The following is a 17,768-nucleotide window of genomic DNA, read 5'->3' on the forward strand; positions in this document are numbered from 1 at the left end:
GGTCAGTCCTGCCGCTCGGTGGCCGCGGCCCGCCGCTCGTGCCAGCGCAGACGCAGCAGTAGCAACCCGCGATGCGCGCGCCACCCCGCAGACATCGGGTCACGCCAGACCGGCGCGTGCAGCCGGGGTTCGCGATCACTGTCCATGCCCCCATTGTGCCGGGCATCGGCGGGTGCGGCCCGTCGACAGCAGCACCGACACCATGTCGAGACCGTGAACGCTTCGGTGCGGAGTCGGGAATATCACACTGCCACCCAAGGTTGGGGCCCTACATGCGCGCGGTGGTGTACGACCCGGAAGCCCCTACCAACCTCAGTTTCGGCGATGTCGCCGAACCCGTACCCGGGCCGGATCAGGTCCTCGTCGACGTGAAGGCCATCGCGTTGAACTTCGGCGAGATCCACTGGATCGAGAACGCCCGTCGGCCGGGTGAAGTACCTGGCTGGGACGCCGCCGGCGTGGTGGTCGAGGCCGCCGCGGCCGGGACCGGCCCGCCGGTGGGCAGCCGTGTGGTCACTTTTGACCAGGGTGGCGGCTGGGCCGACCGCCGCGTCGCGTCGACCGGCAACCTCGCCGTCCTGCCCTCATCGGTGGACTTTGCCGCGGCCGCGGCCCTCCCGGTGGCCGGCGTGACCGCGCTACAGGCAATCCGCGCACTCGGGCCGGTGGTGGGACGCCGCGTCCTGATCACCGGCGCCTCCGGTGGCGTGGGCAGGTTCGCGGTGCAGCTGGCCGCTCGCGCGGGCGCCCACGTCGTTGCGGCCGTCGGTAGTCCCGCCCGCGGTGCGGGCCTGCGTGAGCTCGGCGCCGACGAGGTCGTCGTCGGGTTGGACGCCGTGGCCGATCCGGTGTTCGGGGTACTCGACAGCGTCGGCGGTCCGCTGCTGGTAGAGGCTTTCGATCTGCTCGACGACGGCGGCCTGCTGCTGTCCATCGGGATGGCCTCAGGACAGCCCAGCACCATCGACTTCGAACAGCAGCGCCGTGCCGGCCGCCGGAAACGGTTGGAGCCGTTCAACGTTCACTTCCCGCTGCACGACGACATGCAGTACCTGGTGACGCTGTTGGCCGAGGGCGGACTGGATCCGCAGATCGGTTTGCGGGACTCCTGGGACAACGTCGCCCACGCCGCCGAAGCGCTGCTCGACAGGAGGGTTGCGGGCAAAGCGGTGCTGGAGGTGGGCTGAGGCCCCTGTTCAGTGCGGGTCGCTGACTCAGTGCGCGTCGTAGCGAGTGGCCAGGGCGAGCAGGGTGGACTCGATACCGTCGGCGTTCTTCTTCGACATGCCGAGCAGTTCGATCAGGAACGGCGCCTTGGCCGTGGAGTAGTCGAACGTCTCGGTGACCTTCGTCGCACCCGGGCCGACTTCGGCCAGTTCCCACCGCCAACGGTGGCCCAGCGGGTGCTGCCATTCCACCAGCCGATCTTCCTCCACGGCGGTCGCGGTCGACGTGATCTTGTACGGCAGTCGGTACTGGGTCATCCCGACGGTGAACGTGTCGCCGACGGCGAGCCGGTGCGGTCCCTTGATCTGACACTGGTCTGTGCCCCGCACCGTGCCCGACCCGTCGATCTCGGGGTGCCGGTGCGGGTCGGCGATCAGCCCGAATAGCTCGGCAACCGGTGCCGATACCTGGATGCTGCGGCTCACGGTCTTGGGACCTGCGTTCTCGGTCTTGAGGGTGGAGATGGTCATCGGCCAGGCGTACCCGCGCGCCCCGCCGCCCAATCGGTCGGCGGGGCGTGGGAGTCCGAGTGCTATTGCTTGGCGGCGCGGAGCTCGTGGGTGAGCGCTTCGAGCTCGTCGCCGCCGGCCATCTCCTGGGTCAGGTGCTCGAGGGTGATGTCGTCGTAGGTGCAGTCCAGCTTCTGCCGGCCCCGGTTGAGCAGCACGAAATGGTCGCCGACCATGTGAGCGTGGTGCGGGTTGTGGGTGATGAACACCACGCCGAAACCGGCCTCCTTGGCTGCGGTGATGTACTTGAGCACCACCCCGGACTGCTTGACACCCAGCGCCGCCGTCGGTTCGTCGAGGATCAACACCCTGGCCCCGAAGAACACTGCGCGCGCGATCGCCACACACTGCTTCTGGCCACCCGAGAGCGAACCGATCGGGACGTCGACGTCGGGCAGGTCGATGCCCATCTTCGACAGCTCCGACAACGTGGTGGCGCGCATGGCGTTGGCGTCCAACGAGAACGGGAACGATTTCTTGCGCAGTTCCTGACCGAGAAAGAAGTTGCGCCACACCGGCATCAACGGCACGACCGCCAGGTTCTGGTAGACCGTCGCGATGCCCTTGCCCAGGGCGTCGGCCGGGGAACCGAACTTGGTGGGTTCGCCGTCCACGAGCAGCTCACCCTCGGTCTGCTGGTGCAGGCCGGCGATGATCTTGATCAGCGTGGACTTCCCCGCCCCGTTGTCGCCGAGGATGCCGGTGACCTCGCCGGCGTGGACCCGCAGGCAGATGTCCTTCAGCGCGGTGATGTTGCCGTAGGACTTGCCGACGTTGCGCAGCTCGACCAGTGGCACCTTGCCGCCGGGTTGCGCGTCACTGCTGGGCTTTTCGACAGAGATGGTCATCGGATCACTTCTTTGCTGCATAGTTGCGGAAGGCGTTGTTGGCGATCACCGCGAACAGCAGCATCGCGCCCAGGAAGAACTTGAACCAGTCCGGGTCCCAGCCTGCGTACACGATGCCCTGGTTGGTCATGCCGAAGATGAACGCGCCGATGGCGGCGCCGATCGCGGTGCCGTAGCCGCCGGTGAGCAGGCAGCCGCCGATGACCGCGGCGATGATGTAGAAGAACTCGTTGCCGATGCCCTGGCCGGACTGCACGGTGTTGAACGCGAACAGCAGGTGCATGCCCACGAACCAGGCGCAGAAGCCGACGAACATGAACAACCCGATCTTGACCTTGGTGACCGGGACGCCGACGGCGCGCGCGCTCTCCTTGTCACCGCCGACCGCGAAGATCCAGTTGCCGATCTTGGTCTTGAACAGCACCCAGGTCGCGACGGCGGTGAAGACCAGCCACCACACCACCGTGATGCGGATGCTGACCCCGAACAGGGTGAACGACGACGCGAACACGTTGCGCGCCGAATCCCATCCCTGCATATCGCTGACGCTCTGGGTGGCAACCTGGCCGGCCACCAGTTTGGTCACCGCGAGGTTGATACCGGCGAGCATGAAAAAAGTGCTCAGGGTGATCAAGAAGCTCGGGATCTTGGTCTTCATCACCAGAAAGCCGTTGAAGAAACCCACCGTCAACGCCAGCACCAGTGCCAGCAGCGCGCCCACCCACAGGTTCAGGTGCAGGTTGTAGGCCAGCATCGAGGCCGCCAGTGAACTGAACGTCACCGCAACGCCGGCCGAGAGGTCGAACTCGCCGCCGATCATCAACACCGCGACACCGCACGCCATGATGCCGATCGTGGAACTCGCGTAGAGCACGGTCGCCAGCGAGGAAGCCTCCCGGAACGGGCCCGCCACGACGAGGAAGAAGACGAAGATGCCGATCGCGCCGATGCCGGCACCCATCTCGGGACGGATCAGGATGCGCTGCAGCCGGTTTCGCTCTTTGACACGTTCGTCGCGGACCACCGTGTGGGCGGCGACGTCGAGATCTGCTTGTGTAGTCATGGGTTGCCTTCCGCCCCGCTACCGGGTTCCGCCCTTGGCGTACTCGGCCACTGCTTCGATGTTCGACTGGTCGATGAACGCCGGACCCGTCAGCGTGGGCTGGCCACCGCCGATGACGTTGCCGTTGCTCAGATAGAGCCACAACGAGTCCACGGCGAGGTAGCCCTGCAGATAGGGCTGCTGGTCGACGGCCCATTGCACGTCACCATTCTGAATGGCGTCCACCAGTGCGGCGTTGGTGTCGAACGTGCCGATCTTGGCGCTGCTACCGGCGTTTCCGACCGACTGCACCGCGGTCAACGCGAACGGTGCACCCAGGGTCACCACGTAGTCGATCGCGGGATCCTGCTGCAGTTTGGCGGTGATGGTCGACTCGACCGAAGGCATGTCCTTGCCGTTGACGTTGAGGACCTCGGTGGCCGGGAAGGTGTCGCGCACTCCAGCGCATCGGGCCTCCAGGTCGACGTGACCCTGCTCCTGGATCACGCAGATCGCCTTGGTGGCCCCCTCGCTGCGCAGCCGGTCGCCGACACCCTGACCGGCGATGCGGCCGTCCTGCCCGAAGTACTCCTTGACACCCATGCCCTGCCACGCATCCATGCCGGCGTTGAACGCCACCACCGGGATGCCCTTGGCCTCGGCCGCGCGCACCGCGGCCTGCATGGCATCGGGCTTGGCCAGAGTGACGGCGATACCGTCGACATTGCTGTCGATGGCCGACTGCACCAGGTTGGCCTGGTTGGGGGCCTCGGGGTCGTTGGAGTAGCGCAGCTCGATGTTGTCCTTCTTGGCAGCCGTCTCGGCGCCCTTGCGGACGAGATCCCAGAACGAATCGCCGGGAACCTCGTGCGTGATCATCGCGATCGTCATCCGGGGGGTGTCGACGGTGCCCCCGCCGCCGCCGCCCTCACCGGATTGCTGCGGCGCACCGCCGGTGGACGAGCACGACACGATTCCCAACGCCAGGACGCTCGCCCCGGCCGCCGCCGCGAGCCGCGTGAACATCCTTGACTTCCCGATCTTCGGGCGAGGGCTCATCACAGTTTCTCCTTGTCTTCGAGACTGTCGCGACGCCCACGTCGACCCGTTGCGGGTTGTGCCGGGCGATACGCCTCATAGGTGATGTAATACGCCTCACACCAGAAAGTCAATACTTTGTCCTGACATTAGGACTGCAAGTCATACGTCCGGAGAGTTCTCGCAGTTCAGGGCAGTTGACGGACGCGTCGAGACCGCGCGATACCCGCCCGGTTCCGACGCCACAACCCATGCCCAATGAGCTTGGCCGAAGCGGCTTTTCGCCTGTATGGGCGGGCGCCACCGCGCATCTTCCGATCGAGACAGGATCGGTCCACCCGTTGACGCGGATCACGACGACGACCTACGGTCGACAACACTCATGCCCGTCGCGTCAGACGAGGCCTCACCCGGCGCGCCAGATTCGGAGCTTCTCATGCCCACCCCCGAGATCGCCGCAAGCGCCGGACCCGCCGGCGCGAACGTTTCGTTGTCGGTGTGCGCGGAGATGGTCTTCACCGACCTGCCCATCACCGAGCGGGTGCGGCGCATCGGGGACCTCGGTTTCGCCGCGGAGATCTGGAGCTGGCACGACAAAGACCTGCCGGCGCTGGCAGCCACCGGCGTGCCGATCACCTCGATGACGGGCTATCTGCACGGCGACCTGATCGATCCGGCGACCTGTGACGAGGTGGTGCGGACGGCCGAGCAGAGCATCAAAGCTGCTGAAACACTGGGGGTTACCCGGTTGAATCTGCACACCGCCGAACTCGTCGGCGGCCGGGCCGCGCGGCCCAGGCAGCGCAGCACCGGGCAGATGTGGCTGACCGCGGCCCGCACCTTGGAGCGAATCGGCGAGCTCGGAGCGGCGGCGGGCGTGACGTTCTGCCTGGAGAACCTCAACACCATCGTCGATCACCCGGGCGTTCCGCTGGCCCGGGCGAAGGACACGCTTGCCCTCGTCGAGGCCGTCGGCCATCCGAACGTCAAGATGATGCTCGACCTGTACCACGCCCAGATCGGGGAAGGAAATCTGATCGAGCTGGTCCGCCGCTGCGGCGATGCCATCGGCGAGATCCAGGTCGCCGATGTACCCGGTCGATGCGAACCCGGCACCGGCGAGATCAACTATCCCGCGATCGCCGCCGTGGTGCGCGACGGGGGCTACACCGCGACGATCGGCCTGGAAGCCTGGGCTTCCACCGCGGGCGCCGCGGGCAGTGAGGCTGCGCTGGCGGCCTTCCGTGCCGCCTTCTCATGACCTGAGCACCCCGGATCACGCCGAGACTGCTTGTGGCGCATGCGTTTACGTAACCCAGCGGATGCGTTAGGCGGCCTCGACGATCGGTGGGTCAGCGGTCGACGAGCGTGGTGTCGAAGTAGTAGCGCGACGCGCGGTAGCAGTGATTGCCGAACTCCACCGCGGCACCCGAATCATCGAATGCGGTGCGGGTCATCGTCAGCAGCGGCGCGTTCGGCTTCTCGTCCAGCAGCTGCGCCTCGGCACGGGTCGCACTGCGCGCGCCGATGCGCTGCCGGGCCAACCGGATGTGCACACCGCGGGCACGCAACGACTGATAGAGACCGTTGCCCTCCAACTCCGCGGCATCCGGGGCGAGGTCGGCCGGCAGGTGGTTGATCATCAACGCCAGCGGTTCGCCATTGGCGCAACGCAACCGGTGGATCGAGGCGACATCGCGCCCCTCGGCCAGGTTCAACTCGCGGGCAACCTCTTCGTCGGGCGGGCCGACGTGAAACTTGAGCAACCGCGTGGTGGGCTCCTGCCCGGCGCGCGCCAGGTCGTCGAACAAGCTGGTCAGCTCGACTCGACGGTGGACCGGGTTCTGCACCACCTGCGTGCCGACCCCCCGCTTGCGCACCAGCAGCCCCTTGTCGACCAGCTCCTGGATGGCGCGGCGGGTGGTCGGACGCGACAGCGTCAGGCGCTTGGCGAGCGCGAGCTCATTCTCGAAGCGGTCGCCAGGCGCGAGTTCGCCGTCCCTGATCGCGGCCTCGATCGCCTGGGCCAACTGGTAGTACAGCGGAACCGGGCTTGACCTGTCGAGCTCCACTGTCAGTGGCACGTCAGCTCCGATCTCGAGTTGGGCCTGTCAACCGTAGCTGCATCGTAACACCGCTTGAGATAAAGATAGAATGTCAGGACAAACTCTTGACACGACGAGGTGACGAGGGGCACAGTCGTCATCAGCCACCCACATCAAACCGTCGGAGTGACTTTGATGACCAATCAGCCATATGACGTCCTTGCCATCGGGCGTAGCGGGGTCGACGTCTACCCGTTGCAGGTCGGTGTCGGCCTGGAGGACGTCGAGACGTTCGGGAAGTTCCTGGGCGGCAGCGCCGCGAACGTCGCGGTCGCCGCGGCCCGCCTCGGCAATCGGTCGGCTCTGATCTCCGGAGTGGGTGACGATCCGTTCGGCCGCTACGTGCGGGCCGAGCTGTCCCGCCTCGAGGTCGACAACCGGTTCGTGACGGTCCACGCCGAGTTCCCGACACCGGTGACGTTCTGTGAGATCTTCCCGCCCGACGACTTCCCGCTGTACTTCTATCGCAGACCCAGCGCCCCGGATCTGCAGATCAGGCCCGACGAGATCGATACCGACGCCGTGCGCTCGGCCCGGCTGTTCTGGTCGACCGTCACCGGACTTTCCGAAGAGCCAAGCCGCAGCGCCCATTTCGCGGCATGGGAGATACGTGCCACGGCGAGCGAAGCGACGGGGAATGGCATCACGGCGAGCGAAGCAACGGGGAATGGCATCACGGCGAGTGAAGCGACGGATGGTCGAGTGGGCAGGACACCGCTGACGGTCCTCGATCTGGATTACCGCCCGATGTTCTGGGCCAGTCCGGGCGCCGCCACCGAGCAGGTCCAGAAGGCGCTCGCGCACGTGACCGTCGCGGTCGGCAACCGTGAGGAGTGCCAGATCGCCGTCGGCGAGTCGAATCCGCACAAGGCCGCCGACGCGCTGCTCGACCTCGGCGTCGAGTTGGCGATCGTCAAACAAGGACCCCGGGGGGTGCTGGGCAAGACCCGCCACTCCTCGGTCACCGTGGCGCCCAACGAGGTTGACGTGGTCAACGGTCTCGGTGCCGGTGACGCGTTCGGTGGCAGCCTGTGTCATGGGCTGCTACACGGCTGGCCGTTGGAGAAGACGCTGCGCTACGCCAACGCCGCAGGGGCGATCGTGGCCGGGCGGCTGGAATGTTCGACCGCGATGCCCACCGCCGCGGAGGTCGCCGAACTCGCCGAGCGAACCGCGATCGAGGCTGTCAATGTCTGAGTCTGCAGCCTCTGACCCTGCCCCGTCTGACAGCGGACGGCGCGGTGCGGCGGTGTGCGGTGATTACCCGGCAGTCACCGAGCTCCGTGCGACCGACCCGGATGCCGTCGCACGCGCCTGGGCACGCCGGACGACGCGTCCCACCGTGCGCGGAGACGGGCGTCTGATGATCGTCGCCGCCGACCACCCGGCCCGGGGTGCGCTCGCGGTCGGGTCGCGGCCCACCGCGATGAACAGCCGCACCGACCTGCTCGACCGGCTGCGTGCGGCGCTCGCCGACCCGGGCGTGGACGGCGTGTTGGCCACCGCGGACATCCTCGACGATCTGGTGCTACTGGGTGCGTTGGAGGACAAGGTCGTGTTCTCGTCGTTCAACCGGGGCGGTCTGGCCGGCTCGTCGTTCGAACTCGACGACCGGATGACCGGAGCGACCGCGGCGTCGACAGCCGCCGCGCGGATGAACGGCGGAAAGATGTTGTGCCGCATCGATCTCGACGACTCGGGCACGGTGGCCACACTGGCGGCATGCGCACAGGCCGTCGACGAGCTCGCCGCCCGCGGGCTGATCGCGATGCTGGAGCCCTTCATGTCGTCGCGGATCGAGGGCAGGGTGCGCAACGACCTCTCCCCCGACGCGGTGATCAAGTCGGTGCACATCAGCCAGGGCCTGGGCTCGACCTCGGCGTACACGTGGATGAAGCTCCCGGTGGTCGGCGAGATGGACCGGGTGATGGAGGCGACCACCATGCCGACCCTGCTGCTCGGCGGGGACCCCACCGATCCCGATGAGGCGTTCGCCAGTTGGGAGAAGGCGCTCTCGCTGCCCTCGGTGCGCGGCCTGATCGTGGGCCGCACCTTGCTCTACCCACCCGACGACGATGTCAGCTCGGCAGTCGCGACCGCGGTGGCGATGGTCCGATGAGGTCCAACCTTTACATTCCCGCGGGCAGTGCTACCGCACCGTATTCCGTCGCGATCACACCGGCGGACGCCGGCTGGGCCGAATGCTCGCTGCACGTGCTCGATCTGGACGCCGAGGGTGAGTCGGTGTCGTTGAACACCGGCGACACCGAAGTGATGATCCTACCGCTGGCCGGCGGCGGCTCGGTCGACTGCGACGGGCAGGTGTACGAGTTGTCGCCTCGCGCATCGGTGTTCGACGGCCCGGCAGACATGGTGTATCTCGGTGTCGCGCAGGCCTACACCGTGACCGGGCGGGGGCGTATCGCGATCTGCGGTGCCAGGGCGACCAAGTCCTATCCCAACCGCCGCGTCGCCGCGGCCGATGTCGCCGTCGAACTGCGCGGTGCGGGCAACTGCAGCAGGCAGGTGCACAACTTCGGTACCGCCACCGCGTTCGAGGCGGACTCGCTGATCGCATGTGAGGTGATCACGCCGGGCGGCAACTGGTCGAGCTACCCCGCCCATAAACATGACGAGAACACCGAGGTCGAGACCCAACTCGAGGAGATCTACTACTTCGAGGTCGACGACAGTCCGGCGGGCACAGCAGGATTCGGATATCACCGGGTCTATGGCACCCCGGAGCGTCCGATCGAGGTGCTTGAGGAGGTCCGCACCGGCGATGTGGTACTGGTCCCGCATGGGTACCACGGCCCGTCGATCGCAGCACCCGGCCACCACATGTACTACCTCAACGTGATGGCCGGCTCCGGGCCCAACCGCGCCTGGCTCATCTGTGACGACCCGAACCACACCTGGTTACGCGCCAGCTGGGAACACCAGCAGATCGACCCCCGCCTGCCGTTCACTTCGCCCTCCGCGACGCAAACGCCGGCCGCGCCGGCTGGATAGGAGACGAGACCCGTGGTTTCCACCGCGCCGAAGTCCACCGACAAGATCGTCGACAGTGAAGCCACCGTGCGGCTCACCGTCGCCCAGGCAACCGTGCGCTTCCTGGCCAACCAGTACGTCGAGCGGGACGGGTTGCGGCACAAGTTCTTCGCCGGCTGCCTCGGCATCTTCGGCCACGGGAATGTGGCCGGCATCGGGCAGGCGCTGCTGCAGGACGAGGTGCAAGCCCACGAGGACGGTGTAGAGCCCGGCCTGAGGTACGTGCTGGGACGCAACGAGCAGGCCATGGTGCACACCGCGGTGGCCTATGCCCGCCAACAGGATCGCACCCAGACGTGGGTGGTCACCGCGAGCGTGGGCCCCGGCTCGACCAATATGCTCACCGGCGCGGCGCTGGCCACCATCAACCGTCTTCCGGTGCTGCTGCTGCCAGCAGACACTTTCGCCACCCGGGTGAGCTCACCGGTGTTGCAGGAGTTGGAACTGCCGTCCAGCGGTGATGTGACGGTCAACGACGCGTTCAAGCCGTTGTCGCGCTACTTCGATCGGGTATGGCGCCCGGAACAGCTGCCGGCGGCTCTGCTCGGGGCGATGCGCGTGCTCACCGACCCGGTGGAGACGGGGGCCGCGACGGTGGCCCTGCCGCAGGACGTCCAGGCCGAGTCGTTCGAGTGGCCGGTGTCGCTGTTCGCCGAGCGGACCTGGCATATCGCCCGCCCGCTTCCGGAGCGTTCGGTGATCGCCAAGGCTGCCGAGGTGATCCGCACGGCCACCAAGCCGTTGATAGTCGCCGGTGGAGGTGTCATCTATTCGGGCGCCAACGACGCCCTCGCCCGTTTCGTTGCGAAGACCGGAATCCCGGTGTCCGAGAGTCAGGCCGGTAAGGGATCTCTGCTGCACGACGATCCCCGCTCGGTCGGCGCGGTCGGCTCGACGGGCACCACTGCGGCGAACGCACTGGCCGCCGAGGCCGATGTGGTCATCGGAATCGGGACCCGGTACAGCGATTTCACCTCGGCCTCACGCACCGCGTTCAACAATCCCGAAGTCCGGTTCGTCAACATCAACGTGGCCTCGCTGGATTCGGTGAAGCAGGGCGCGATCAGCGTGGTGGCCGACGCCCGGGAGGCCCTCGACGCTCTCACGGACCTGCTCGACGGGTACACCGTCGGCGAGGATTACGCGGCGCGGATCGGTGAGCTCATGACCGAGTGGAACGACACGGTGTCGGCGGCCTACCGCACCGAGGAGGGCGTCGCGCTCAACCAGAATCAGGTGATCGGCCTGGTCAACACGTTGTCGGACCCCCGCGACGTCGTGGTGTGCGCTGCCGGGTCCATGCCGGGCGATCTGCACAAGCTGTGGCGCATGCGGGACCGTAAGGGCTACCACGTCGAGTACGGGTTCTCCTGTATGGGGTACGAGATCGCCGGCGGAATCGGCGTGCGGATGGCTGCACCGGACCGGGACGTGTTCGTCATGGTCGGCGACGGCTCGTATCTGATGATGGCGACCGAACTGGTCACCGCCGTTCAGGAAGGCGTCAAGATCATCCCGGTGCTGGTGCAGAACCACGGCTTCGCGTCCATCGGTGGCCTGTCGGAATCGTTGGGCTCCCAACGCTTCGGCACCGCGTACCGGTACCGGGGGCAGGACGGCCGGCTCGATGGGGACAAGCTGCCGGTCGACCTGGCCGCCAATGCGGCCAGCCTGGGCGCCGACGTCATCCGCGTCACCACCGCAGCCGAGTTCACCGACGCCGTCAAGGTCGCCAAGGCCGCCGACCGCACCACGGTCATCCACGTCGAGACCGATCCGATGGTCTTCGCCCCCGACAGTCACTCCTGGTGGGACGTCCCGGTCAGCGAGGTGTCGACGCTGGAGTCGACCCGGCGGGCCCATCAGCGGTACGCGGACTGGAAAAAGGTCCAGCGACCGTTGATCAACCCGTCCGACCGTTAGTCACGAGGGCAGATGATGAGCACCATCACGGTGGGGTCGGCACCCGATTCGTGGGGCGTGTGGTTCCCCGACGACCCCAGGCAGACGCCTTACACCCGGTTCCTCGACGAGGTCGCCGCCGCGGGCTACGAGTGGATCGAGTTGGGCCCCTACGGTTATCTGCCGACTCACCCGGAACAGCTGCTCGAGGAGCTCGGTGCACGTGGGTTGCGGCTCTCGGCGGGCACGGTGTTCGAGCGGCTGCACCAGTCCGGCGCGCGTGCGGATGACGCGTGGAACGCGGTCTGGGCCCAGATCGAGGATGTCGCGCGGCTCACCGCCGCGGTCGGCGGCAAGCATGTCGTGGTGATCCCCGAGATGTGGCGCGACGCGTCCACCGGCGCTGTACTCGAAGACCGCACCCTGACACCCGCGCAATGGCGCCACAAGACCGAAGGGATGAACGAGCTCGGCCGGGCCATGTTCGAAACCTACGGTGTGCGTGCGCAATACCATCCGCACGCCGACTCCCACGTCGACACCGAGGACAACGTGTACCGTTTCCTCGACGGCACCGACGCCGAGTTCGTGAACCTGTGCCTGGACACCGGACACATCTCCTACTGCGGTGGTGACAACCTCGCGATCATCCGCCGCGCCCCCGAACGGATCGGCTATCTGCACCTCAAGCAGGTCGACCCGGAGGTGCGCGCCAAGGTCGACGCCGAGGATCTGCCGTTCGGCGAGGCCGTCAAGCTGGGCGCGATGACCGAACCCCCGCTGGGGATTCCGGAGCTGGCACCGCTGCTGGCCGAGATCGACAGACTCGGCGTCGACGTGTTCGCGATCGTGGAGCAGGACATGTATCCCTGTGAGTTCGACGCACCCCTGCCCATCGCCACCCGCACCCGGAACTACCTGGGGTCGTGTGGCATCCCGTCGGTGAGGTTCTGAGTCATGACTGATCTGCGAGTCGCCGTTCTCGGGGTGGGCGTCATGGGCGCCGACCACGTCGCCCGCATCACCTCCCGCATCTCCGGGGCCCGGGTGTCGGTGGTCAACGACTATGTCGCCGAGAAGGCCGAACAGATCGCCGCCGGTATCGACGGATGCCGGGCGGTGGCCGACCCTCTGGACGCGATCGCCGCCGCCGATGTCGACGCCGTGGTGCTGGCGACCCCGGGCAGCACCCACGAGAAGCAGCTGCTGGCCTGTGTGGAGCACGGTAAGCCGGTGATGTGCGAGAAGCCGCTCACCACCGACGTAGCCACATCATTGGAGATCGTGCGCCGCGAAGCAGAACTCGGCCGGGCGCTGATCCAGGTCGGGTTCATGCGCCGCTTCGATGACGAGTATCTGCGGCTCAAGGCGCTGCTCGACGGAGGCGCGCTGGGTCAGCCGCTGCTGATGCACTGTGTGCACCGCAACCCGAATGTCCCCTCGTACTTCGACAGCTCGCTGATCGTGAAGGACTCGCTGGTCCATGAGATCGACGTGACGCGTTACCTGTTCGGCGAGGAGATCGCCAGCGTGCAGATCCTCACACCGTCGTCGAATCCCGGTGCGCCCGAGGGCGTGATCGATCCGCAGATCGCGATTCTGCGGACGGTGTCCGGGCGTCACGTCGACGTCGAACTGTTCGTCACCACCGGGGTCGCCTACGAGGTGCGCACCGAGGTGGTCGGTGAATATGGCAGTGCGATCATCGGTCTGGATGTCGGGATGATCCGCAAGAGCGCGGTGCGATCACAGGGCGGGGCGACGGGTCCGGCCACCTGGGGCGGGCAGATCGCGCCCGGCTTCCGGGAGCGGTTCAGCGGGGCGTACGACACCGAGATCCAACGCTGGGTCGACGCCGTGCGTTCGGGTGCCGCGACGGGTGACTACACCGACGGGCCCACCGCCTGGGACGGCTACGCCGCCGCCGCGGCCTGCGCCGCCGGTGTCGAGTCACTGGAGACCGGTCTGCCCGTCGCCGTCCACCTCGCCGACCGCCCCTGACATTTTTCTCTTGCGCGAGCGAGCGTGTCAGAGGCCGACACGCCGCCCGCGGGCAGAACTTCACGCACGCTCGACACGCAGAATCGACGTCGGCGGGGGCTGTTGGCCGGCTAGGTCCGCAACCTGCGCAACGATCCCAGCACCAGGCGATCGGCGGCCAGTTCGTAGGACTGGTCCACCGACAGCGATTCCACCGAGCGCAACATCGCCTTGATCTCGGTGTGGACGCGGGGCTCCGCGGCCAGCAGTGCGGCCACCTTGTCCGCGATCGTCCGGTCGAGCGCATCGACCCCGTCGACCACCTCGTTCACCAGCCCGACGCGTACCGCCTCATCCCCGGAAACCGTTGCGCCACTGGCAGTCAGCCAGAAGGCGGCCCGGCGTCCCACCATATGCGGAAGCCACGCCAACACCAGCGCCGGCGCCAGATTGATCCGCACCTCGGGAAAGCTGAGTGCAGCCGTGCGGGTCGCAACCGCGACATCGCACAGCGCCGCCAGGCCGACGCCGAACCCTGCGGCGTTCCCATGCACCCGGGCCACGGTCACCACCGATGTCTGCGCAAGCGCGTCGTTGACCGCCACCAACCGACGCACCTCGCCGGGAAGATCGTCGGGAGTGGCTGCGGTGCGTTCCCGGCCCATACAGAAGGCCTCACCCTCGGCAGTCAGCACCACCACGTGAACGCCCGCCGGGGGTGACTTCAACACCGCGGCCAGCGCGTCGCACATGGCCATTGTCATCAGGTTTCCGTCCGGACTGTCCAGCCGTGCGGTCAGCACCGCACCGTCGCGCTCGAAGCTCAGCCCCGCCGTGCCGGCAATCGCGCCGTCTTGCAACAGATCCGTCGTCATATCAGTTCAACCTCTCCAGCGCGATGCCGCCGTACCAGTCCACATCGTCGGGTGCGGTGCGCACGGTGACCGCGCGCACGTGGGAGAAATCGTCGAATGATTCCCAACCGCCCTCCCGCCCGTGCCCGCTCTCACGCACTCCGCCCCAGGGGGAGCAGGGGTCGAGCCGGTGGTGGTCGTTGACCCAGACGATGCCGTGTTCCAGCTGCGCGGCCACCCGGTGTGCGCGGGCGACATCGCGCGTCCAGATCGAGGAACCCAAACCGTACGGTGAGTCGTTGGCGATGCTGATCGCGTCGGCTTCGTCGCGGAACGGGATCACCACCAGCACAGGTCCGAAGATCTCCTCGCGGGCCACGCGCATCTGGTTGGTGACGTTCGACAGCACCGTCGGCGCGACGAAGTAACCGTCGAGTCCGGGCACGTCGATCGCCACTCCCCCGGTCGCGAGGGTCGCGCCCTCAGACACCCCGATCTCGACGTAGTCCAGGATCCGGCGGCGGGCCCGCTCGGAGATGACGGGTCCGAGCTGAGTGGACGCCTGGCTGGGATCCCCGATGCGGATGCGTTCGGCCTGGGCGACCAATGCTGCCACGAAGTCGTCATAGACGCTCTCCTGCACCAAGATCCGGGTACCGGCGATACAGGTCTGACCGGCGCCGACGAACCCGCCGAAAGCCGCGCCACGCCCCGAGACCTCCACCGGGACGTCGTCGAACACCAGCACCGGTGTCTTACCTCCGAGTTCGACGGTCGACTTGGCGAACCGGGATGCGGTCGCCACCGAGATGATCCGGCCGACTTCGGTCCCGCCGGTGAACACCACCTTGTCGACCAGCGGGTGCTCCGCCAGTCCCGCACCGGCTACCGGCCCGAGGCCGGGGATGACGTTGAAGACGCCCGGGGGTACGCCCGCTTCCAGCGCGAGCTCCCCGATCAGCAGCGCCGTGAGCGGTGTCTGCTCAGAAGGCTTGAGTACGACGCTGTTTCCGGTCGCCAAAGCGGGAGCGACGCTCTTCGAGGCGATCATCAAAGGATGATTGAACGACGACAGCGTGGCGACCACCCCGAGCGGGAAACGGGAGGTGTACGCGTGATAGTGACCCGACATCGGCACCACGGAGTCCCGTGCGGCGAGCAACAACGCGGCGTTGTACCGGTACCACTCCGGCAGCCTGGTGATCTGGGCCTTGGTCTCGGTGATGGGCCTGCCGTTGTTGTCGGTCTCCAGCCGGTACAGCTTGTGCATATCCCGCTCGAGCAGGTCACCGAACTTGTTGAGAATTCGGGCACGCTGATGAATCGGCATCTGCGACCAGACACCCGAGTCGAACGCGGCGCGGGCGCTCTCCACGGCGGCCCCGGTGTCCTCGGCGCTGGCACTGTGGCATCGCGCGAACACCCGGCCTGTTGCGGGGTTGACGAGCTCCAGGATCTCACCGCCGCCAGGCCGTACGGTGCCGTCGATGAGTAGGCCGTGCACGTGGTCGCCGTTGCGGGCGAGATTTGAGACAGCAGTGGTCACAACCGATTCAGACATGGTTCTACGTTCTACTTTCCGATCGAGGGCAGAAGATCAGGCGCTTACAGGGGCGGTGGAACGTTGCCGCGAACTGGCTTCGAGCTCCTCGAACCGTCGCAATATCGACGACTCCAGCACCGCCACCTCGGTATTCGACGCCTTGCGGGGACGAGGCAGGTCGACGGTGATGTCTTCGTGGATGGTTCCGCCGGGCGCCAGCATGAGGATGCGGTCGGACAGTTCGGCGGCCTCGCTGACGTCGTGAGTCACGAAGACCACCGTCTTTCGCGTCTGCGCCCACAACTCCTGCAGGTGCTCACGCAGTCCGCGCGCGGTGATCGCGTCCAGGTGACTGAACGGTTCGTCCATCAACAGGACGTCCGGTTCGATGGACAGTGCGCGCGCGATACCCACGCGCTGCTGCTGCCCACCCGAAAGCTGTCCGGGCCACTTCTTTTCGGCGTGGCCGAGGCCGACTCGCCGCAAGGCCTCGTGCACCCTCTCCTTGGCGGCGTCGTCGCGTACCTGCTGTACGTACATCAGGTTGTCGAAGATCGAGCGCCAGGGCAGGAGCCGTGGCTCCTGGAACACATAGGCCAGCTTCGCCTGCCGGCCTCCGGATCCGACGGTCACCGTCCCCGACGAGGCCGACTCGATCCCCGCGATGATGTTGAGCAGTGTGGTTTTTCCGCATCCCGACGGTCCCACCAGGGACACGAAGGATTGGTCCGCGATCTCGAAGCTGACGCGGTTGATGACGGTCTGCGGACCCGTGGGTGTACCGAACACCTTGAGCAGGTCGGTCACGGTGACGTTGGCCATGAAATCTCCTAAATGGGTGTGAGGGCTAGGCGGCGGCGGTGGGTTCGCCAGGTGCGGATGCGTTGTCCCGCCAGCGGAAGGCGCGGCGCGACAGCCGTTCCAGCAGGACCCGGTCGGTGAGCACCATGAACAGGATGAAGAAGGCGATCCATGCCACGAAGCCCGGCAGTTGGTTGGCGTCGTACCAGTAGCGGGCACGGTGGCCGACACCGTCGGCCGAGCCGAACCACTCGGAGAGCAGCAACCCGTTCCAGCCCGACATGACGCCGAATCGGATGCCGGCGACGACGTAGCCGGTGACCGCGGGCATGGTGGTGTGCCGCAGCCGGCGCATCGGTGACACGTCATAGGACCGGGACATGTCCAGCAGTTCCGGTGGTACCGATCTGGCTCCGGCTGCCACATTGACGACGACGAACGGCACGGCCGACAGAATCACCGTGACGATTGGCGCGGTGTCAGAGAATCCGAACCACATGGCGCACAACAATGCCCAGATCACCGCGGGTATCGCCAATCCGACCAGGTTGACGTCGCCGAACAAGTTGTCGCACAGCCGTGACGAGCCGATCGCGATCCCGATGGCGATACCGAGGACGATCGAGATCACCATGCCGATCGCAAACCGCTGCATACTGATCGAGAAGTTGTAAAAGAACTCTCCGCGCTCGATCTCGCTCATTGCCGCGTTCACGACCGGAATCGGGCCCGGGATCCGTGCACTGAACATGCCGAACAGTTGCCAGGCGCACAGGAAGAGCAGCGCGGCCGCCATACTGGCCCCGAATGGGCCGGTGAGCCAGGTTGTCCTTGGCGCGTTTCCTCGTTCCATGACCGGTGCTGTCAT

At 66.8% G+C, this 17,768-nt stretch carries 18 protein-coding genes; 8 read left to right on the top strand and 10 right to left on the bottom strand.

Annotation, left to right across the window (positions count from 1 at the left end; all coding sequences use genetic code 11):
* Positions 1-2 precede the first annotated feature (2 nt).
* A complete protein-coding gene (locus ACNUDN_RS18520) occupies positions 3-146 on the bottom strand; it encodes a hypothetical protein (RefSeq protein WP_260759495.1) in 144 nt (47 codons plus the stop codon).
* A 126-nt stretch (positions 147-272) separates the two neighbouring features.
* On the opposite strand from ACNUDN_RS18520, the gene ACNUDN_RS18525 reads away from it, so the two are divergent.
* Positions 273-1,187 carry a zinc-binding dehydrogenase gene (locus ACNUDN_RS18525; protein WP_419123248.1) on the top strand — a complete coding sequence of 305 codons (915 nt, stop codon included), beginning with the start codon at positions 273-275 and terminating at the stop codon, positions 1,185-1,187.
* Positions 1,188-1,214: 27 nt separating this feature from the next.
* Here the strand turns inward: ACNUDN_RS18525 and ACNUDN_RS18530 are convergent, their stop codons facing one another.
* The 4 genes from ACNUDN_RS18530 to ACNUDN_RS18545 form a co-directional block, all read right to left on the bottom strand.
* Positions 1,215-1,697, bottom strand: coding sequence for an SRPBCC family protein (locus ACNUDN_RS18530; RefSeq protein WP_419123249.1), 483 nt, complete (start codon positions 1,695-1,697; stop codon positions 1,215-1,217).
* A gap of 62 nt (positions 1,698-1,759) precedes the next feature.
* Positions 1,760-2,584 (bottom strand): ATP-binding cassette domain-containing protein, encoded by an 825-nt coding sequence (locus ACNUDN_RS18535; RefSeq protein ID WP_419123250.1) that lies wholly within the window; start codon positions 2,582-2,584, stop codon positions 1,760-1,762.
* A gap of 4 nt (positions 2,585-2,588) precedes the next feature.
* Positions 2,589-3,647 carry an ABC transporter permease gene (locus ACNUDN_RS18540; protein ID WP_419123251.1) on the bottom strand — a complete coding sequence of 353 codons (1,059 nt, stop codon included), beginning with the start codon at positions 3,645-3,647 and terminating at the stop codon, positions 2,589-2,591.
* An 18-nt stretch (positions 3,648-3,665) separates the two neighbouring features.
* A complete protein-coding gene (locus ACNUDN_RS18545; protein ID WP_419123252.1) occupies positions 3,666-4,685 on the bottom strand; it encodes a substrate-binding domain-containing protein in 1,020 nt (339 codons plus the stop codon).
* A gap of 415 nt (positions 4,686-5,100) precedes the next feature.
* On the opposite strand from ACNUDN_RS18545, the gene ACNUDN_RS18550 reads away from it, so the two are divergent.
* Complete coding sequence (locus ACNUDN_RS18550; RefSeq protein WP_419123253.1) at positions 5,101-5,925, top strand: TIM barrel protein; 825 nt, start codon at positions 5,101-5,103, stop codon at positions 5,923-5,925.
* A 91-nt stretch (positions 5,926-6,016) separates the two neighbouring features.
* On the opposite strand, the gene ACNUDN_RS18555 is transcribed toward ACNUDN_RS18550, so the two are convergent.
* The gene (locus ACNUDN_RS18555) at positions 6,017-6,748 is read right to left on the bottom strand and encodes a GntR family transcriptional regulator (protein WP_419123254.1); all 732 of its coding nucleotides are present in this window, start codon (positions 6,746-6,748) and stop codon (positions 6,017-6,019) included.
* 156 nt (positions 6,749-6,904) lie between these two features.
* On the opposite strand from ACNUDN_RS18555, the gene ACNUDN_RS18560 reads away from it, so the two are divergent.
* Genes ACNUDN_RS18560 through ACNUDN_RS18585 form a run of 6 tightly spaced genes read left to right on the top strand, consistent with a single transcriptional unit; the run spans position 6,905 to position 13,723 of the window.
* Positions 6,905-7,966, top strand: coding sequence for a 5-dehydro-2-deoxygluconokinase (locus ACNUDN_RS18560; RefSeq protein WP_419123255.1), 1,062 nt, complete (start codon positions 6,905-6,907; stop codon positions 7,964-7,966).
* Entirely contained in the window at positions 7,959-8,888 is a 930-nt protein-coding gene (locus ACNUDN_RS18565) for a Cgl0159 family (beta/alpha)8-fold protein (RefSeq protein ID WP_419123256.1), read from the top strand. The genes ACNUDN_RS18560 and ACNUDN_RS18565 overlap by 8 nt, the downstream gene beginning before the upstream one ends.
* Complete coding sequence (gene iolB, locus ACNUDN_RS18570; RefSeq protein WP_419123257.1) at positions 8,885-9,781, top strand: 5-deoxy-glucuronate isomerase; 897 nt, start codon at positions 8,885-8,887, stop codon at positions 9,779-9,781. Before ACNUDN_RS18565 ends, iolB begins: the two co-directional genes overlap by 4 nt.
* Before the next feature lie 12 nt (positions 9,782-9,793).
* Entirely contained in the window at positions 9,794-11,743 is a 1,950-nt protein-coding gene (iolD, locus tag ACNUDN_RS18575) for a 3D-(3,5/4)-trihydroxycyclohexane-1,2-dione acylhydrolase (decyclizing) (protein ID WP_419123258.1), read from the top strand.
* A 15-nt stretch (positions 11,744-11,758) separates the two neighbouring features.
* A complete protein-coding gene (locus ACNUDN_RS18580) occupies positions 11,759-12,676 on the top strand; it encodes a sugar phosphate isomerase/epimerase family protein (protein ID WP_419123259.1) in 918 nt (305 codons plus the stop codon).
* 3 nt (positions 12,677-12,679) lie between these two features.
* Positions 12,680-13,723, top strand: coding sequence for a Gfo/Idh/MocA family protein (locus ACNUDN_RS18585; protein WP_419123260.1), 1,044 nt, complete (start codon positions 12,680-12,682; stop codon positions 13,721-13,723).
* Positions 13,724-13,833: 110 nt separating this feature from the next.
* On the opposite strand, the gene ACNUDN_RS18590 is transcribed toward ACNUDN_RS18585, so the two are convergent.
* The 4 genes from ACNUDN_RS18590 to ACNUDN_RS18605 are packed head-to-tail and all read right to left on the bottom strand — an operon-like array spanning position 13,834 to position 17,768.
* On the bottom strand, positions 13,834-14,577 hold the full coding sequence (locus tag ACNUDN_RS18590; protein ID WP_419123261.1) for an enoyl-CoA hydratase/isomerase family protein: 744 nt from the start codon (positions 14,575-14,577) through the stop codon (positions 13,834-13,836).
* A gap of 1 nt (position 14,578) precedes the next feature.
* Entirely contained in the window at positions 14,579-16,117 is a 1,539-nt protein-coding gene (locus ACNUDN_RS18595; protein ID WP_419123262.1) for an aldehyde dehydrogenase, read from the bottom strand.
* A 36-nt stretch (positions 16,118-16,153) separates the two neighbouring features.
* Positions 16,154-16,921, bottom strand: a complete 768-nt coding sequence (locus ACNUDN_RS18600) for an ABC transporter ATP-binding protein (RefSeq protein WP_419123263.1) — start codon at positions 16,919-16,921, stop codon at positions 16,154-16,156.
* A 25-nt stretch (positions 16,922-16,946) separates the two neighbouring features.
* The gene (locus ACNUDN_RS18605) at positions 16,947-17,768 is read right to left on the bottom strand and encodes an ABC transporter permease (protein ID WP_419123264.1); all 822 of its coding nucleotides are present in this window, start codon (positions 17,766-17,768) and stop codon (positions 16,947-16,949) included.

The sequence above is a fragment of the Mycobacterium sp. smrl_JER01 genome (assembly GCF_048513595.2).
Lineage (GTDB): Bacteria > Actinomycetota > Actinomycetes > Mycobacteriales > Mycobacteriaceae > Mycobacterium.

Excerpts from the sequence above, each read along its gene's own strand:
- ACNUDN_RS18590 (WP_419123261.1), bottom strand. The coding sequence starts at position 14,577 with ATGACGACGGATCTGTTGCAAGACGGCGCGATTGCCGGCACGGCGGGG.
- iolB (WP_419123257.1), top strand. The coding sequence starts at position 8,885 with ATGAGGTCCAACCTTTACATTCCCGCGGGCAGTGCTACCGCACCGTAT.
- ACNUDN_RS18535 (WP_419123250.1), bottom strand. The coding sequence starts at position 2,584 with ATGACCATCTCTGTCGAAAAGCCCAGCAGTGACGCGCAACCCGGCGGC.
- ACNUDN_RS18585 (WP_419123260.1), top strand. The coding sequence starts at position 12,680 with ATGACTGATCTGCGAGTCGCCGTTCTCGGGGTGGGCGTCATGGGCGCC.
- ACNUDN_RS18550 (WP_419123253.1), top strand. The coding sequence starts at position 5,101 with ATGCCCACCCCCGAGATCGCCGCAAGCGCCGGACCCGCCGGCGCGAAC.
- ACNUDN_RS18560 (WP_419123255.1), top strand. The coding sequence starts at position 6,905 with ATGACCAATCAGCCATATGACGTCCTTGCCATCGGGCGTAGCGGGGTC.
- ACNUDN_RS18565 (WP_419123256.1), top strand. The coding sequence starts at position 7,959 with ATGTCTGAGTCTGCAGCCTCTGACCCTGCCCCGTCTGACAGCGGACGG.
- ACNUDN_RS18545 (WP_419123252.1), bottom strand. The coding sequence starts at position 4,685 with ATGAGCCCTCGCCCGAAGATCGGGAAGTCAAGGATGTTCACGCGGCTC.
- ACNUDN_RS18580 (WP_419123259.1), top strand. The coding sequence starts at position 11,759 with ATGAGCACCATCACGGTGGGGTCGGCACCCGATTCGTGGGGCGTGTGG.
- ACNUDN_RS18600 (WP_419123263.1), bottom strand. The coding sequence starts at position 16,921 with ATGGCCAACGTCACCGTGACCGACCTGCTCAAGGTGTTCGGTACACCC.
- ACNUDN_RS18520 (WP_260759495.1), bottom strand. The coding sequence starts at position 146 with ATGGACAGTGATCGCGAACCCCGGCTGCACGCGCCGGTCTGGCGTGAC.
- ACNUDN_RS18595 (WP_419123262.1), bottom strand. The coding sequence starts at position 16,117 with ATGTCTGAATCGGTTGTGACCACTGCTGTCTCAAATCTCGCCCGCAAC.
- ACNUDN_RS18540 (WP_419123251.1), bottom strand. The coding sequence starts at position 3,647 with ATGACTACACAAGCAGATCTCGACGTCGCCGCCCACACGGTGGTCCGC.
- ACNUDN_RS18605 (WP_419123264.1), bottom strand. The coding sequence starts at position 17,768 with ATGACAGCACCGGTCATGGAACGAGGAAACGCGCCAAGGACAACCTGG.
- ACNUDN_RS18525 (WP_419123248.1), top strand. The coding sequence starts at position 273 with ATGCGCGCGGTGGTGTACGACCCGGAAGCCCCTACCAACCTCAGTTTC.
- ACNUDN_RS18530 (WP_419123249.1), bottom strand. The coding sequence starts at position 1,697 with ATGACCATCTCCACCCTCAAGACCGAGAACGCAGGTCCCAAGACCGTG.